At 45.9% G+C, this 15,369-nt stretch carries 17 protein-coding genes; 8 read left to right on the top strand and 9 right to left on the bottom strand.

Translation table 11 applies throughout. The annotated features are described in order from the left end of the window. Positions 1-28 precede the first annotated feature (28 nt). From GQS64_RS01040 to GQS64_RS01030, 3 genes are read left to right on the top strand one after another with little or no spacing between them, the layout of a single operon-like run. Positions 29-703 carry an energy-coupling factor ABC transporter ATP-binding protein gene (locus tag GQS64_RS01040; RefSeq protein WP_198230354.1) on the top strand — a complete coding sequence of 225 codons (675 nt, stop codon included), beginning with the start codon at positions 29-31 and terminating at the stop codon, positions 701-703. Beyond that, a complete protein-coding gene (locus GQS64_RS01035; RefSeq protein ID WP_210329411.1) occupies positions 700-1,320 on the top strand; it encodes an energy-coupling factor transporter transmembrane component T family protein in 621 nt (206 codons plus the stop codon). The genes GQS64_RS01040 and GQS64_RS01035 overlap by 4 nt, the downstream gene beginning before the upstream one ends. Positions 1,321-1,332: 12 nt before the next feature. Then, positions 1,333-1,884 carry a biotin transporter BioY gene (locus GQS64_RS01030; protein WP_198230353.1) on the top strand — a complete coding sequence of 184 codons (552 nt, stop codon included), beginning with the start codon at positions 1,333-1,335 and terminating at the stop codon, positions 1,882-1,884. Between the two features lie 83 nt (positions 1,885-1,967). On the opposite strand, the gene GQS64_RS01025 is transcribed toward GQS64_RS01030, so the two are convergent. Next, positions 1,968-2,417: a universal stress protein gene (locus GQS64_RS01025; protein WP_077994243.1), complete on the bottom strand. Its 450-nt coding sequence runs from the start codon at positions 2,415-2,417 to the stop codon at positions 1,968-1,970. A gap of 378 nt (positions 2,418-2,795) precedes the next feature. Between GQS64_RS01025 and GQS64_RS01020 the strand changes: the two genes are divergently transcribed. Together GQS64_RS01020 and GQS64_RS01015 are read left to right on the top strand one after the other, a co-directional pair. Beyond that, positions 2,796-3,881 (top strand): D-alanyl-D-alanine carboxypeptidase family protein, encoded by a 1,086-nt coding sequence (locus GQS64_RS01020; protein ID WP_198230352.1) that lies wholly within the window; start codon positions 2,796-2,798, stop codon positions 3,879-3,881. Beyond that, the gene (locus GQS64_RS01015) at positions 3,878-4,972 is read left to right on the top strand and encodes a CobW family GTP-binding protein (protein WP_246798477.1); all 1,095 of its coding nucleotides are present in this window, start codon (positions 3,878-3,880) and stop codon (positions 4,970-4,972) included. The genes GQS64_RS01020 and GQS64_RS01015 overlap by 4 nt, the downstream gene beginning before the upstream one ends. 489 nt (positions 4,973-5,461) lie before the next feature. Here the strand turns inward: GQS64_RS01015 and GQS64_RS01010 are convergent, their stop codons facing one another. The 8 genes from GQS64_RS01010 to tsaD form a co-directional block, all read right to left on the bottom strand. Continuing rightward, positions 5,462-5,698, bottom strand: coding sequence for a sulfurtransferase TusA family protein (locus GQS64_RS01010; RefSeq protein ID WP_369805178.1), 237 nt, complete (start codon positions 5,696-5,698; stop codon positions 5,462-5,464). Beyond that, positions 5,691-6,884 (bottom strand): L,D-transpeptidase family protein, encoded by a 1,194-nt coding sequence (locus GQS64_RS01005; RefSeq protein ID WP_077994233.1) that lies wholly within the window; start codon positions 6,882-6,884, stop codon positions 5,691-5,693. The genes GQS64_RS01010 and GQS64_RS01005 overlap by 8 nt, the downstream gene beginning before the upstream one ends. A 247-nt stretch (positions 6,885-7,131) precedes the next feature. Next, positions 7,132-7,338 (bottom strand): hypothetical protein, encoded by a 207-nt coding sequence (locus GQS64_RS01000; RefSeq protein WP_198230351.1) that lies wholly within the window; start codon positions 7,336-7,338, stop codon positions 7,132-7,134. Positions 7,339-7,678: 340 nt separating this feature from the next. Further along, complete coding sequence (locus GQS64_RS00995; protein ID WP_198230350.1) at positions 7,679-8,335, bottom strand: class I SAM-dependent methyltransferase; 657 nt, start codon at positions 8,333-8,335, stop codon at positions 7,679-7,681. Positions 8,336-8,410: 75 nt separating this feature from the next. Continuing rightward, positions 8,411-8,836 carry an EVE domain-containing protein gene (locus GQS64_RS00990; protein ID WP_077994211.1) on the bottom strand — a complete coding sequence of 142 codons (426 nt, stop codon included), beginning with the start codon at positions 8,834-8,836 and terminating at the stop codon, positions 8,411-8,413. Next, positions 8,837-9,127 carry a YciI-like protein gene (locus GQS64_RS00985; protein ID WP_077994210.1) on the bottom strand — a complete coding sequence of 97 codons (291 nt, stop codon included), beginning with the start codon at positions 9,125-9,127 and terminating at the stop codon, positions 8,837-8,839. It abuts the gene before it with no gap. Between the two features lie 3 nt (positions 9,128-9,130). Next, complete coding sequence (locus tag GQS64_RS00980; RefSeq protein ID WP_198230349.1) at positions 9,131-10,120, bottom strand: NAD(P)H-dependent glycerol-3-phosphate dehydrogenase; 990 nt, start codon at positions 10,118-10,120, stop codon at positions 9,131-9,133. Continuing rightward, a complete protein-coding gene (tsaD, locus tag GQS64_RS00975) occupies positions 10,117-11,193 on the bottom strand; it encodes a tRNA (adenosine(37)-N6)-threonylcarbamoyltransferase complex transferase subunit TsaD (RefSeq protein ID WP_198230348.1) in 1,077 nt (358 codons plus the stop codon). The genes GQS64_RS00980 and tsaD overlap by 4 nt, the downstream gene beginning before the upstream one ends. Positions 11,194-11,466: 273 nt before the next feature. Between tsaD and GQS64_RS00970 the strand changes: the two genes are divergently transcribed. The 3 genes from GQS64_RS00970 to GQS64_RS00960 all read left to right on the top strand — a co-directional run bounded on the left by GQS64_RS00970 (position 11,467) and on the right by GQS64_RS00960 (position 15,295). Next, positions 11,467-12,153, top strand: a complete 687-nt coding sequence (locus GQS64_RS00970) for a uroporphyrinogen-III synthase (RefSeq protein ID WP_198230347.1) — start codon at positions 11,467-11,469, stop codon at positions 12,151-12,153. Positions 12,154-12,243: 90 nt separating this feature from the next. Continuing rightward, positions 12,244-13,713 carry a COG4223 family protein gene (locus GQS64_RS00965; protein ID WP_198230346.1) on the top strand — a complete coding sequence of 490 codons (1,470 nt, stop codon included), beginning with the start codon at positions 12,244-12,246 and terminating at the stop codon, positions 13,711-13,713. A 16-nt stretch (positions 13,714-13,729) separates the two neighbouring features. Then, positions 13,730-15,295 carry a heme biosynthesis protein HemY gene (locus tag GQS64_RS00960; protein ID WP_077994204.1) on the top strand — a complete coding sequence of 522 codons (1,566 nt, stop codon included), beginning with the start codon at positions 13,730-13,732 and terminating at the stop codon, positions 15,293-15,295. Positions 15,296-15,369 lie beyond the last annotated feature (74 nt).

The following is a 15,369-nucleotide window of genomic DNA, read 5'->3' as shown; positions in this document are numbered from 1 at the left end:
TCTTCATTAATCGGGGTATTCCACTGACATGATTGAACTTAAAAATGTTTGTGTCGAGGCGGGCGGCCACAAGATACTCGATCATTTGAATTTGAAACTTTCCGAGAAACGGATTGCTATTATTGGTGCCAATGGTTCGGGCAAAAGTACGTTTGTGCGATTGCTCAACGGTTTGCGATTGCCGACATCGGGTGAAGTGCTGGTGGATTCACTCGACAGTCGCAAATATGGCAAAGACATCCGTCGCAAAGTGGGTTTTGTCTTTCAAAATCCCGATAACCAGATTGTCATGCCGGTGGTTGAAGAAGACCTTGCATTCGGTTTGAAAAATATCGGTGTTGAAAAAGCCGAAATCGCGAGACGGATCGATTATGTGCTTGACCGCTTCAACCTTCAAGCTGCGAGGTTGCAATCTGTGCAAAGTTTGAGTGGTGGACAAAGGCAATTGGTTGCACTTTGCGGTGTTATTGTCATGGAACCGGAAGTTATCGTTTTTGATGAACCCACCACGCAGCTTGACCTTTCCAACAAACGAAAAATGACAGAAACAATTTTCGGTCTTTCCCAGCAAGTTATCGTTGTTTCACACGATCTTGATATGCTCAAAAACTTCGATCGGGTTATTGTCATCGACCATGGTAGAGTTGTCCATGACGATATACCGGAAAAGTCAATCAGCTATTATGAGGAGGCGATGGCATGATTGATCCGAGTTACGGGACGACATTTATTCATCGGCTCCCGGCAGGATTGAAGCTTTTTATTGTTTTTTTCGTGAGCATCGGTCTCTTTTATTTTGCGTCGCTTCCATTGGCGATTGTTTCTCTCATTGTCGTCTGGTGTCTTTTTTTTCTTGCCGGATTTCCATTTTTTAAACCCGTTTTCGAACTCAGAAAAATTTCGTGGCTTCTTGTCGCTCTATTCATTGTCCAGTATTTTTCGGTGAATTTTGAAAGTGCCACACTTATTGTCATAAGGTTATCAAGTCTTCTTCTGCTTGCAACGCTGGTAACCTTGACGACGCCATTTTCCAAAATGATGGCCTGTTTTGAAAAACTGTTTTCATTTATGCAGGTTTTCGGCGTGAATCCGGCAAAAATATCGCTTGGTTTATCGCTGACTTTACGATTTATTGCAGTGTTTTCCGATATTTCTCACGAAGTGCGTGAGGCACAAAAAGCGCGGGGGTTGGAGAATAGTGTATTTGCAGTCATTATGCCGGTTCTGATAAGAAGTCTTAAAGTTCAGGCCGATGTTGCAGCAGCAATCGAGGCACGTTGTTTTGATGAAGACGTGAACAATAAAAACGGGAAAAATTGAGCGGGGGAGAAAATGTCTGTTCGTGATATAGTAGCAGTGGCACTTTTGGCGGCTTTTATAGCGGTTTTGGGATTATTTCCGGCCATTCCGGTGCCTGTCATACCGGTGCCTATAACAGCCCAGCTTTTAGGAATTATCCTGTCCGGTGCAATTCTGGGCTCTAAAAGGGGGTTTGCCGCCTGCCTTTTGTTTCTGATACTGGTTGCAGCGGGGCTCCCGCTTTTATCCGGCGGGCGTGGCGGCATATCGGTATTTTTTGCACCCACAAGCGGCTATCTTTTCAGTTTTCCTTTTACAGCAGGCTTTATCGGCTATTTCTATTCTCTCTTTCGCAACAAGCTGACACCGGCAAAAGAAATACTCATCATGATGGTCGGTGTTTTTTGTATTAATCACCTCTTCGGCATTATCGGGCTTGTATTTATTGGCGGAATTGATTTTTCCAAAGCTTTTTTAGGGGATCTTATTTTTATTCCCGGAGATATGGTAAAAATTGTTCTCGCCTATTTGATTGCAAGCCGGTTGCGCAAAGCTTTGCCGGACTTAATGACCGATAATCAATAAAAAGCAAAATTCATGGAAAACTATATGTTTCATAAAAAAAGCGGACGTAAAGTCCGCTTTTGATACTTCGTTGAATGAAATGATTATTTAATGACCATAACCGGACGTTCACTCATGGCCAGAACTTCGGAAGCCTGACTGCCGAGAATAAGACGATTAACGCCACGGCGGCCATGAGAGGCAATGATAATAAGATCCGCATTATGTTCATTGGCTGCATCAACAATGCCGGCAGCAGCAAGCTGGTTTTCTGCATGAACGCCTTTTGCTTTAACGCCCTGTTTTTCAGCCTTATTGAGTGCACCTTCAAGAATCTTGCGTGCACCATCTTCCATTTCTTTACGGAATTCGTCAAAAGCACCGGGGCTGGAAGCCCATTCTGCGCCGACAACAATGCCGTAAGACGGCATCAGACTTGTTACTGTCACAACGAAAAGTTCACCGCCGGTTTTCTTTGCAAGTTCGACGGCTGCATCAACGCCACGGCCAGCAAGTTCCGAACCATCCGTTGCCACAAGAATACGTTCATACATATTTATTTCCTTCCCTCTTCTATTCGGACTTATGCCCTACCACGCAAATAAGAATTATCTCGCTCCGCTTCAATAATTTTAAAGCTAAACTTGTCCGAAGTATACTATATTTTATTCGCGCTTCCATATCGGGGCAGGAAAAAACATTTGTTCACAGCTAAGCCGCTCTTGAAGGCGGCTATATCCGGTAAATTCGCATCAATTTACGTGCCAATCGCCATATTTTTATGCGGTTTTGAATTTTATGAGCTATAGGATTAATAAGCTTCATCTGAAAATGATAAGATCTATTTTTCCGGTCAAAAGCCGGTTTCAAGAGAATCGCTAATGAAAACAAAAGTCCAATCAGGATCCGAAAACCAATCCGGATCTTACAATATGTGTAAAATAACGGGTCTACCCGTCCTTTTTATAATGTTTTTTATAAGTTTGGCTGTTGCCCATGCCAACCCTTATATATCGGTGGATGTCGCAAGCGGTCGTATTCTTGCCCATAATGAAGCATTCGACCGTTGGTATCCTGCTTCCTTGACAAAGATGATGACTGCTTATGTCACTTTTCGGGCACTCCATAATGGCGAGGTTACGCCTGAAACAAGAGTAACGATAAGCATGGCAGCCGCAAAGCTTCCACCCAGCCATTCGGGATATAAACCGGGTTCCGTTCTTGACCTTGATACAGCCTTGTCAATCACCTTGGTAAAATCCACCAATGATCTTGCAACAGCGATTGCCGAGACAGTTGGCGGCTCCGAACAGGCTTTTGTTGTACGCATGAATGAAGAAGCCCAAAGACTTGGCATGTTCGGAACACATTTTGCCAATGCCAACGGCCTTCCCAATCCCGACAATTATTCAACCGCCCGTGATCTTGCCGTTCTGGCAGTACAGATCCGTCGGGAATTTCCCCAATATGCCCATTATTTTTCTATTCCCGCGATTGATTTTGGCGGCGGGCGAAAAGTCGAACAGAATTCAAACAATCTGATCGGCCGTTTTTCCGGTGCCGATGGCATGAAAACCGGTTTTATATGTGCGTCCGGATTTAATCTTGTCGCATCTGCCACCCGCAACAAACGCACAATTATCGCGGTAGTTCTCGGTGCTGATCGTATCGACCAGCGTGAAGCGCTCGCCGCCAAACTTTTGAACGACGGTTTTTCGAGCCAAGGCTCGTCACAAACAACACTTGCAACTTTGCAGCCTTATGGAACGAAACTAACGCAAATTAGCGATATTAAAGACAGGATTTGCAATGATGATGCGTGGAAAGCACGCATGCAGCATCGTGATGAAAAGGGGAAAGTGGTTTTCGATTCTCCCTATATTTCAGCGCGGCCACTTGATGTTACACCCATGCAGGTTCGGCTGATTTCGGCACCGGCGCCTGCAAAACCGGGTGAAATACCGGCATGGAAAATTCCTGTTCCGAAACCTCGTCCCCAATCAATGGATGCACAATGACGAATTCGATGAACCGTATCGCTGTTACAATTTTTACAGGTTTTTTAGGGGCGGGCAAAACCACTTTGCTTAATCGCGTTTTGAAAGACCCGATGCTCACCGATACAGCCGTTATTGTCAACGAATTTGGCGAGGTTGGAATTGATAACCTTCTTGTCGAACAAGCCGATGACGGCGTTATCGAATTATCCAATGGTTGTCTTTGTTGTACAATGCGTGGCCAGCTTGTCGATAGTCTTGCAAGTCTTGTCGACCGGCTTCAAACAGGGCGTATCAAACGCTTGAACCATGTTGTTATCGAAACAACCGGCCTAGCTGATCCCGCACCCATTCTGCAAGCTTTGTTAGGTCACCCCGCAATGGTTCAGGCATTTGTCATAGACGGGGTTATCACCGCTGTTGATGCGATAAACGGACTGGAAACTCTGGCAAGGCATAAAGAAGCACGCAATCAGGTTGCATTGGCTGATCGGATTGTTCTCACCAAAACCGATCTTGTTGAAGATAAAAAAACTCTCGAACCATTGATGAGCGAACTCGGCAAACTTAATCCCATGGCCGAAATTCTTTATTCCGATGCTGCCCATTGCCCGCCTTCGGCACTCGTCAATATCGGCGATTTCGATTTGAACAAGAAAGTGCCGGATATAAGAAACTGGCTTGGTAAGGAAGACGATCACGATCACCATCATCACCATCATGATGTCAATCGCCATTCCGATACGATTCATGCTTTTTCTCTCACCCATGACAAACCTGTTCCCTATTTTGCGCTGGAAGCTTTCATAGATCTTTTGCGCGCCAATCACGGGCCAAAAATGTTGCGTATGAAAGGCATTGTCGAGCTGGAGGAAGACCCGTCACGTCCGGTTGTCATCCATGGTGTCCAGACATTGTTCCATCCGCCGGTTCGCCTGCCCGAATGGCCGGAAGGCCGTCATGAAACGCGGCTTGTTGTGATTACCGACGGGGTGGATGAAACCACAGTGCGGGAAATGTTCGACGCTTTTTTGGGAAAACCTGTGCTTGATAAGGCTGATCGGGCAGCAATGACAGATAATCCGCTCGCAATACCGGGATTCAAATTCTAGTCTAATATTTTCTGCCCCCGAAGATTTTTGCTCCCATTCAACTAGCACCGGTTTTTGGCCGGTCTATCTTTTTATTTTGCTTTTCATGAAACGGGGCGTCACGAAATGCGGCGCCATGAAACGGGGTGTCGAGTGGTTATCCCCTTCCTTTTAAAAGCTGATAATGCAAAACACCGCGGCTGATCTTGTTATAGGCGTTGCCAATTTTTGACAGGAAGCTTCAAGTAAACGAAACATTGCCCGTTCCGGAAAGATTTGACGTGAGGTAAAGAGCCGAAAAATCAAGGAGAAGATCTCCGCAATTCCGGTAAAAGCGTAATCACGTCATTTGCACATAACCGGAATTTCAGGGCGTAGCACTAAAGAAAAATTACCTGCCACGGGATAAAGCCGGACTGTCGTGAGGCTATCGCAATGACCTGAAGAGTACGCCTTTCAGGAAGCGGGCAAAGAAATTACTCTTTTTCTCTTTTGACTATGTTCCGGTATTCAGGACTGTCCTTGTGGTATGATGGCAAGGTGATGAATGCCGTTTACAAGGCTTTTTTCAAAGCCGTAATTATTTTGGTGGCAATAATTGGCTATATCCAGAGGTGCCAGAGGATCATCGCTCAATATAACGAGCGTCATATTATCCGGTAGTGCGGATAGCTTTTTTCTTGCCTTCAAAAGAACAAGCGGGCATTTCAGCCCGCATAAATCATATATAAAACTTTTTTCAACCACCAAATAATTTCCAGAGCGATTTCTTTGTTTGGGGTTCGCCTGCCGCCGGAGTAACCGGCGCACCGGAATTTTGTGCTTCCTCTTCGGCAAGCGACTGGCCGGCGACTTCAGGTTTTTGTGCCGGTACAACTGTGCTTGCTGTCTTTTCATTGGAAACAGCAGCTTTTGACGCAACGGCATTTTCCTTTGCTATATCCGGCGCATCAGGTGTTTCTTTCGATGCCGGTGTCAGTGACGGCGGCTCGCGCGATACTTGTACACCGGAAGCACGTTTACGGCTCCAATCGGCAACCAGAGAAGCTTCTTCCACACCTTGAATTGTCGGTGCCGGTGCTTTCATTTTCTTTTCGCGGGCAGATGAAAATGCATCATCATATTTCTTTTGATATGATGCAAAAGCCGTCTGCAATGCTGCATCGGGTGTTGCAACCGGACATACACCTGCCGGTGTCAAAGCCTTGCCATCGGTATTACGATTGAAAACATAGCGTTTTTCACAGACATCAACCTTTGGCGGGCGTTTTGTGACTTCAAAAATGTCATAGCCTTCTTTCAGCATTGTCCAGAATTTATAATTCGGATCGTTGCGGTAACGAGCCATGTTTTCGGCAGTCATGCGGAATGGAAAAGCTTGAAGCTGGAATTCACGTTGTCCACCTTTGAACGAGTCACGCCCGAATGCGTAAATCTGAGCAATATTTTCATCGCTCATCGAATAGCAGCCGGATGACGAACATGCCCCATGAACCATCAAATGTTGGCCGGTGCGACCGTTGACCTGATCGTATGCGTTCGGAAAGCCGATATTGAAAGCCAGATAATAGTTTGAATTCGGATTCATCTGGCTTGGGCGGATTGTATAGAAACCTTCAGGAGCCTGCCGGTCTCCTTCCATATATTTAGGTCCAAGTTTTCCCGACCATTTGCATATGTTATAGGTGGAAATCAGGTCATATTTTCCGGTGCGTGTCTGCTTCCATATCTCGACGACACTTTCTTCCTTGAAAACCCGCACAACGATAGGCGAATATTTTTCCATATTCTTGGCAACCATCTTGTCTTGCAGCTTTTTCGGCAATTCTTGTGTCGCTTTACCGATTTGCGGCAAGTTCGATGATTCCTGGCAACCACTCAGAAAAGTCGCTGTAAGAAAGAAAGAAGCAAGAAGCGCAGTTCTAAATTTCATTCATAAAGCTCCGGATGAGCAGGTCCTCACCAATACCAGATTCAATCGAGGTGATTTCATCCATTTGAAAGATGAAACCTGACCAGTTGTGTTTACTATAACATAACACCAAAAAAATTAAACATCCCCTAAAAAGCCCGCATTTCTATAGCCACGAGAATATAACAATCCGGTTTACCGCCGTTTTTTCAATATTATTGTTTTCGCGACCGCGGTTTCTTACCCGATCTTTTCAAGTTTTGAACGGCTATTCAATTATGGTCGGGACATATGAACCCGTTGAAGCGGCGACCGGTTTTTCCGGATTTTTCCTGAAATTGTGGTCGTCCATGGCAGCAAATGGAACAGAAAATTTTGCCATATTATCAGCCACTCTGCTGCTGGCATTATTTACCACCACAATCACAACAATGAAGGCAATTGCCAGTGAGAGAACTGCCCGGATAATGCGCATCAACCACATATCTGTTCTTCTACCTTCTTCGAGGAGCCATATTCCGGCCTCCTCTTGCCAGCTCTTTTAATCTTTCAATCCGGCTTTTATTTAAAGCCTGTCAGATAAAACCCCCGACACGGCTCAAAGCCGGTCAGATAAGATTATTGCCTATATTGATAATATAGTGATTTGAGGAACGACTTCTAAGGGGCAAAGGTTGCGAATTTTAAAATTGGTGAAGATATAAGTCGGTCAATCAGGACGGTTTCGAGTTTTTTCCCGTCTATTCCTTGAACAGGCATGGTTTCACGGGAAACCCGTTTGTTTGAACCGGATTTTCAAAAAACCGTTTTATTTTTTACGGTTTCATTTGCCAGATTGTTACATGCTTGAAACTGTTATCTTCTATTGCTTTTGAAACATGTAGCTTGAAAGATGTTTTTGCTTCCATCCATTCGACCGGTAGATAGGCGCGTGCAGGATCACCAACGAATATGACGGTTTTTGATCTGTCAAAGAGTTTTAGCCAGCTTATAACCGTTTCGCTCATTGTTTTGTCATAAAAAACATCACCTGCGAGGATAACATCGAAAGAGTTTTGAAAGTGGCTACCATCTTTGACAAGATTGTTATTGTCGATTTCGATTGATACATGATTGAGGCGGGCATTAAGCCGGATTGCCTCACATGCAAAAGCATCAATATCATTGGCAAGAACCAGAGAAGCTCCCGCTTTTTTCGCAGCAATGCCGACAAGCCCCGAACCGGACGCGAAATCGAGCACTTTTTTCCCCCTTACTGTTTCGGGGTTTTCCAGAATATAGAGTGCCAAAGCTTCGCCGCCTGCCCATGGAAAAGCCCAAAAGGGTGGATCCAAGCCGATTTTTCCCATTTCCGCTTCTGTCATATGCCAGAGGTCGTGGATTTCATCGGCCTGATACAGTTTTATCGCCGGTATATTGAGACAGGGGAGTGGTGAAGTGTTTTCAAGGATAAATGTTTCTTTGTTTATCACAGTGGCAAAACCGGTCCGGCCGGGGGCAATTTGATTAAGGGCAATTCGACCAAGGGCAATTCAGCTAAGGAATTGTCAAGGTGCCGGTAAAAGCCCTCCCATTTTACAGACTTCCAACCATTCATCTTCGCGTACCGGCTGCACCGAAAGGCGCATGGATGTCACCAAAGACATATTGGCAAGTTTCGGATTGGCTTTGACAGCTTTCAAAGTAACGGGTTTCGGCATGTCGCAAACAGCGCGAATATCGACACATTCCCAACGCGGATCATCGGTGGTCGAATCGTGGTGGGCGGTTTTGCAAACTTCGACAATGCCAACGATTTCCAGCCCTTCATTGGAGTGGTAAAAAAAGCCTTTGTCACCAAGTTTCATGGCACGCATATTGTTGCGTGCCTGATAGTTGCGCACACCGTCCCACTGTTCTCCTTCGGCGCCTTTATTTTTTTGCATGTCCCACGACCATTTGAATGGCTCGGATTTGAATAACCAATAAGCCATTTAAGCTTCCTCGGGATTATTGACACTCCAGCGCCACGGACGGATTTTCATATCACTGAAGAGGCCGGCTTTTGCATAAGGGTCGTTTTCGGCAAGACTTTTGGCTTCTTCCGGTGATTTTGCCTCCACAACAACCAAAGTGCCATCGGGTTTTTCATCAGCATCAAGAAACGGACCGGCAAATTTGAGAGTTTTGCCAAGGCTTTTCAAATATTCGAGATGCTTCGGGCGTATTTCAAGACGAATATGCAAATGGTCTTTTTTGTCATTGCAGATAACGGCGTAAAGCATTGTCTAATCCTCCGATTTCAATGGGCGAGTTATAAGTGCGGTAACAGCCTGATCGATGGTGATACGTCTGTCAAGCAGGTTGGCGACAGCATCAATAACCGGTGCAACGATATTTTTTCTTTTGCATAAATCGGCAGCACCGGGTGCGGTAGCAACGCCTTCCGCCAGTTTCAAACCGTCTGTCGATTTCCCTTGTCCAAGTGCAAAACCATAAGAAAAATTACGCGACTTCGACGATGAACAGGTGAGGATAAGATCGCCCAGTACCGAAAGCCCTGTCATGGTTTCGGCTTTTGCGCCCATAACCTTTCCGATACGGCGCAATTCGGCAAAACCGCGGGTTACAAGAGCGGCTTGTGCACTTGCTCCCAAACCTCGCCCCGCAGCCGCACCGGCAGCAATAGCAAGAACATTTTTCAACGATCCGCCAATTTCTACGCCCATAATATCATCACTAGCATAACAACGGAAAACCGGTCCCGAAAATACATTGGCAATCTCGCGGGAAAGGTCGATATTTTTTGCAGCAATGGTTACCGCCGTCGGTAAACCACGGGCGACATCTTCGGCAAAACTGGGTCCGGAAAGAACAGCTAAACTGTGATCGGGCAAAATATTCTCGACAATGTCGGACATAAAGCGTCCGGTTTTTTGTTCTATGCCTTTGGCGCACAGAACAACCGGTGTCTTTTCGGGAATGAAGCGGGCAAAACCGGCCAAGGCAGAGGCAAAAACCTGTGCCGGAATAACCGCAAGGACAAGATCGGCAGAAGAGAGTGCACTTCCTGCATCCGTTGTCGCAGAAATGCCGGAGGGTAAAACCACATCCGGAAGATAATAGGGGTTGATGTGCTGGGTGTTAATTTTTTCAACGGTTTCGGGATTGCGCCCGTAAAGTGAGACATTGTGCCCCAGATTACGAGACAGAACGGCAAGCGCTGTTCCCCATGCACCACTTCCCATCACGGCGATTTTTTTGGAAGTTTTGGTCACGCTTTGGCTCCCCGTCGTCCGGCACCGATCAATGGTGATGACTGTTCATCAAGTGGCCAGCGCGAACGCGGCGCAATATCGAAGGATGAACGGTCACCGTGAATAAAATGTTGTAGCCCTGCATAGGCAATCATGGCCGCATTGTCGGTGCAAAGGCCGATTGGTGGTGCGATAAATCTGAACCCGTGCGCATCGCACAATTGTTGCAAACAATTTCTTATGGCTTTGTTCGATGCAACGCCACCGGCAACCACAAGAGAAGCCTCTTTATCAGGATATTCGTTTTTGAAAACGGCAAGTGAACGTTCGACACGGTCGCTTAGCGTATCGGTCACAGCAAGTTCAAAACAGGCTGCAATATCGGCAATATCTTTGTCGCTTAACGGTGCCATCTCCAGAGCAATTTGTCGTACCGCAGTTTTAAGACCGGAAAATGAAAAATCGAGCCGTTTTTCACCCTTCAACGGTCTTGGCAGTTCTATTCTTTGATTATCGCCCTGAGCGGCCAGTTTTTCGATAATCGGTCCACCGGGATAGGGAAGGCCAAGAAGCTTTGCGGTTTTATCGAAAGCTTCCCCCAATGCATCGTCAATAGTTGTGCCAAGGCGTTGATAATCACCCAATCCTTTGACCAGAATAACCTGTGTGTGACCACCTGAAACAAGAAGCAGAAGATAGGGATAGTCAAGATTATTGGTAAGTTTTGCAGTCAGCGCATGGCCTTCCAGATGATTGACTGCAATAAAGGGCTTGTTTGCAGCAAGAGCCAATGCTTTTGCCGTCATCAAACCCACAATCAATCCGCCGATAAGTCCGGGGCCACCTGTTGCGGCAATGGCATCGATATCCTGAAGTCCGGTGTTTGCTTCCTCAAGGGCACGTTTGACAAGCCCGTCAAGAATTTCGACATGCGCGCGTGCGGCAATTTCCGGAACAACGCCACCATAAGGAATGTGGTCTTCAATCTGGCTCCAAACGATATTGCTCAATATATGTGCTTTGTCACCTTCGTCACGTTCGACAATAGCGGCCGCCGTTTCATCACAACTCGTTTCAATTCCTAAAACACGCATTTTGCGCCTCAAGCACCTTTCCGAAAGCCGTTTCAAAGATATTTTCCATTATGGTTTTGAACTTAATCTTGTCTGTCACCAAGATCGTTAGCAAAGTTGTTATCAGGACAATCAATTGTCAGTTTTAGCTTTTTTGGCTATCATGAAAACAACGATTTTAAAACCGGTTCTATCAAATAACCAGTTCTATCGAATAGAATTTGCCATGTTATAAAGCAAAAAGATAAATCCGGATTTATCTTTCGGCTTTTTTAAGAAATGGAGTTTTCCTTTATGGTCATTCTGGTGACGCGTCCTGAACCTGGTGCAACGCGAACCGCCGAACATTTGCGTCGTTTGAATTTCTTTCCCTATGTTTTGCCTTTATCAAAAACCATCGCGTTACCTGCCACCCGTTGCGAGGTTTCATGTGATGCTGTTATTGCCACAAGTGAATCGGCATTTTTATATGCGAAAAGGGATTTATTGGACCAAATTCGCCAAAAACCTCTCTATCTTGTCGGGGAACAAACGGCAGAAGCGGCCAAAAAAGCAGGTTTCACCAATATTGCGGTTGTTGCTCCTGATGCACAAACTCTTGGTTATCGAATAGAAAGAGCCTCGACCGATCATCTTCTTTATCTTGCCGGTCATGTGCGCAGACCCGATCTTGAAGACCATTTGCGGCAAAAATACAAATTTTTAAAGCTGATCGAAATTTATGATACAGTACCGATAAGGCTTGATGAAAAACAAAAACGTAAGATTCCGCAAAAAATCGAGGCCGTTATGCTCTATTCGGCGATGGCAGCTTCTGGTCTTGAACAAATTGGCGGCTATATTAATCAATCAACGGTACTTTTATGTCTTTCGATGCGTATAGCAAATGCTATTCCGAAAACATTTTTGAATGCACCGATTATAGCATATGAACCGAACGAGAAAGCAATGTTAGAAGGCTTGAAGGCAATATTGGCTTAAACTATTTTCAATATTTTCAGGTGATTTAAACCATTCTTTCATCTCACGCCCATATTCTGGCGAGAGATTAAACAAGGAAAGCGAGGAGCAATGGCAGAGCCTCAAAAACCAAAGGCCAAATCCCGGCATTCGGGGAAAACCCGTAAGCCGCCGGTTGTCGATCTTCACGCGGAAAAGGCCATTCACTCGGGAAAGAACGGTATTCCGGAAGCCGAACCTGTCGCTTTTGATGAAAACAATAAAAATGCGATGGCGGAAGCCTCGGGGAAAAACGGGAAAACTGCTGTAGCGAAATCATCATCGGTCGCAAAAGCCGAAACAAAAACATCTGCCACAGATAGTGCGGAAACCTCCGCCAATAGAAAAACCACTCCAGTGACCAACAGAGAAAAAAACGAGGTAAAAATGGCAAGTGACCAGACCTCTCGTGCCGATGAAAAAAACAATGGCGCTTCGACAGCTTCGAGACAACAAAAATCCACCGGTGCAAAAACAGGCAGTGTCAGCCATTTTGCTTCAGGTGTTGCCGGTGGTGTTATTGCCCTCGTTCTTGGAGCGGGGTTGCAATGGAGCGGTTTGTTGCCGGCCTTTTCCCGTCAGGATAGTTCCACACAAACCAGATTGGCTGAACTTGAAAACCGGATTTCAAGTCTCAAACAGAATGCGACAGATGGTGCTGCAATTACCGCCGAACTTTCTTCCGAAGACCGCGAAGCACTTGATAAAGTTGTTTCTTCTGTTGGCGAACTCGATAGCAAAACCAATGCAATGGGCGAGCAATTGTCGGGCGTTATCGACAATGTTGAAACATTGAACAATGTCGTCAACTCATTGGGAAGTGATAACGCCAATCCTCAGGCCGCCGAAGTTTTGACAAAGAAATTTGATGATATTCAAAACCGGTTGCAATCAGTCTCCGCAATATCGGAAAAATCCGGTGAGGCTTTGGATTTGGCTCATAAAAATGCCGAAGATATAGATCATTTGAAGAATGAGATCGAAGCGGTAAAAAGCGAATTCAAGAACCCTGTTCAGGGGAAGGACATTGCGTCGATAACAGCGGCCAATGCACTTAAAAATGCGATTGATCGCGGTGGTTCCTATGCAAGCGAGCTTGATATGCTCAAAAATCTTGCGCCCGATTTGACTTCGCTCGATAACCTCGAACAATATGCCGATAAGGGTGTTCCCAATCAGGCCGAACTTTCGCAAGAATTTGCCCATGTTGCCGATGAAATTGCCCGAACTGAAAATCAACCTGCAAGTGACGCAGGTTTCGGTCAAAAATTATGGGCAAGTGCAAAAGGTCTGGTTGCTTCCCGTCCGGTCGGAAATGTAGAGGGAGAAAATGCACCGGCAATTGCTGCAAGAATGGAAGTCGCAATTAAAAAAGGCGATAATGAACGTGCTTTGAGCGAGTGGCAGAATTTGCCCCAAAGTGCCAAGGATGTTTCATCGGATTTTATAACAAAATTGAAAATGCGGCGTGATGCCGATGCGGTTTTATCGGAGATTTTAAGCAAGCTTATGTCTCCTTCCAAAGCACAAGATTTGAATTAGAGGAGTATTCAGAAAAATGGTTCGCGTACTCTTTTATGTTCTTGTGGTAGCAATTCTTGGTGCCGGATTTGCGTGGATTGCAAACAATCCCGGAGATCTGGTGATGGATTTTGGTTCAAGCCGGGTAACAGTGTCGGTTCTGACAGCCGTGATTGCCTTTGTTCTGCTTGTGGTCATTGTCTTGTTGTTGCTCTGGCTCCTGAAATCTATCTTTTCTGCACCCCATAGGCTTTCGCGTCATTTCGCAGAACAACGGCAGAAAAAAGGTCGTGACGCATTGTCGAACGGGCTGTTGGCAATTCTATCCGGTGATATTGACACTGCAAAACAGATGAACAAACGGGTTGCCCGTTATCTCGATAGCGACAACGAACCTCTGGTAAAACTTCTGGAAGCAAGAACCTTGCTTGCAGAAAACGATGTTCCCAATGCACTTCGCATTTATGAGGAAATGAGCAAGTCTCCGAAAACGAAACTTGCGGGGTTTTACGGGCTTTATCGTGAAGCCATGAGATCGGGCGCTTATGAAGCAGCCGGTCAATATGCAGAAAAAGCAAGTCTTGTTGCTCCTTCGGTTACATGGGCCAATCAGGCAATGCTCGACCGGTTATGCTCGGAAGGGGCATGGGATAAAGCCATTGCGCTGTTTGACCGCGAGGTGAAATCGCTGCCGCGCTCGAAACGGGCAGATAAAAAACTGACGCATAAACGTGTTGTCCTTTTGACCGGTCAGGCAAAGGATATGTTTGAATATTATCCCGACGATGCGCGTAAAACAGCATTGAAAGCCCAAAAGCTCGAACCGTCATTTGTTCCGGCAACATTGGTCGCTGCCGATATTCTCTATCGCCAGCATGAAATCGGCAAAGCTGACAGGCTCATAGAAAATTTATGGAAAACCTCGCCCCATGGTGATTTGGCAAGCCTTTATCTCGATGGCGAAGAACGTGCTGTCGACCGCTTGAAAAAATCCAGAACACTTTTCCAAAAAAATCCGCAAGCCTATGAATCGTTCTATATTGTTGCACGGTCGGCCTTTGATGCGGGAGAATTGCAGCTTGCGCGCGATCAGGCGGAAAAAGCGTTAAAAATTGCTCCTCGCGAGAGTGCCTATCTGTTGCTTGCCGATATTGAAGAAGCGCAAAGCGGCGATCAGGGGCGGGTACGTCAATGGTTATCTTTGGCGGTGCGCGCCGACCATGATCCGGTTTGGATGGCGGATGGCAAAATCTTTGAAAAATGGCAACCGGTTTCACCGATCAGCGGCAAATTGGATGTTTTCCGGTGGCAAGCCCCTTCACGCAATCCGGGACTGACTTTAAATCCGGATGAAGTTATACCTCCTGCCATTGAACAATCGCCGAAGGAGGCAAAAAAAGCATCCAATACCGGAAAGAGCGGAGCGCTCAAAGCGGAGGCGAAAATCGGATCGGAAAAAATCGGAAACCATGAAGGGGAAGGAACGCAAGCATTCCACACAAAACCGATAATGATTGTCGATGCTGTTGACCCGTCAAAACCGGAGACACCTGTCGATGTTACGCGCATTAATGTCGATGATCCCGGTGTTCATAAGAAATAAGGTTTGAAAAATTACCAAAAATCGGCCAAAGTTTGAAAACCGGTTGCGGATGGTTTCCTGTTGGGACGATTGAA

It is taken from the genome of Bartonella sp. P0282 (assembly GCF_048452985.1).
Lineage (GTDB): Bacteria > Pseudomonadota > Alphaproteobacteria > Rhizobiales > Rhizobiaceae > Bartonella > Bartonella choladocola.
Note: the sequence above shows the minus strand (reverse complement) of the source record. Positions and strands in the feature narration are given on the sequence as shown.

Coding starts and splice junctions, on each gene's coding strand:
- GQS64_RS01040 (WP_198230354.1), top strand. CDS start 29: ATGATTGAACTTAAAAATGTTTGTGTCGAGGCGGGCGGCCACAAGATA.
- GQS64_RS01035 (WP_210329411.1), top strand. CDS start 700: ATGATTGATCCGAGTTACGGGACGACATTTATTCATCGGCTCCCGGCA.
- GQS64_RS01030 (WP_198230353.1), top strand. CDS start 1,333: ATGTCTGTTCGTGATATAGTAGCAGTGGCACTTTTGGCGGCTTTTATA.
- GQS64_RS01025 (WP_077994243.1), bottom strand. CDS start 2,417: ATGTATGAACGTATTCTTGTGGCAACGGATGGTTCGGAACTTGCTGGC.
- GQS64_RS01020 (WP_198230352.1), top strand. CDS start 2,796: ATGTGTAAAATAACGGGTCTACCCGTCCTTTTTATAATGTTTTTTATA.
- GQS64_RS01015 (WP_246798477.1), top strand. CDS start 3,878: ATGACGAATTCGATGAACCGTATCGCTGTTACAATTTTTACAGGTTTT.
- GQS64_RS01005 (WP_077994233.1), bottom strand. CDS start 6,884: ATGAAATTTAGAACTGCGCTTCTTGCTTCTTTCTTTCTTACAGCGACT.
- GQS64_RS01000 (WP_198230351.1), bottom strand. CDS start 7,338: ATGCGCATTATCCGGGCAGTTCTCTCACTGGCAATTGCCTTCATTGTT.
- GQS64_RS00990 (WP_077994211.1), bottom strand. CDS start 8,836: ATGGCTTATTGGTTATTCAAATCCGAGCCATTCAAATGGTCGTGGGAC.
- GQS64_RS00985 (WP_077994210.1), bottom strand. CDS start 9,127: ATGCTTTACGCCGTTATCTGCAATGACAAAAAAGACCATTTGCATATT.
- tsaD (WP_198230348.1), bottom strand. CDS start 11,193: ATGCGTGTTTTAGGAATTGAAACGAGTTGTGATGAAACGGCGGCCGCT.
- GQS64_RS00970 (WP_198230347.1), top strand. CDS start 11,467: ATGGTCATTCTGGTGACGCGTCCTGAACCTGGTGCAACGCGAACCGCC.
- GQS64_RS00965 (WP_198230346.1), top strand. CDS start 12,244: ATGGCAGAGCCTCAAAAACCAAAGGCCAAATCCCGGCATTCGGGGAAA.
- GQS64_RS00960 (WP_077994204.1), top strand. CDS start 13,730: ATGGTTCGCGTACTCTTTTATGTTCTTGTGGTAGCAATTCTTGGTGCC.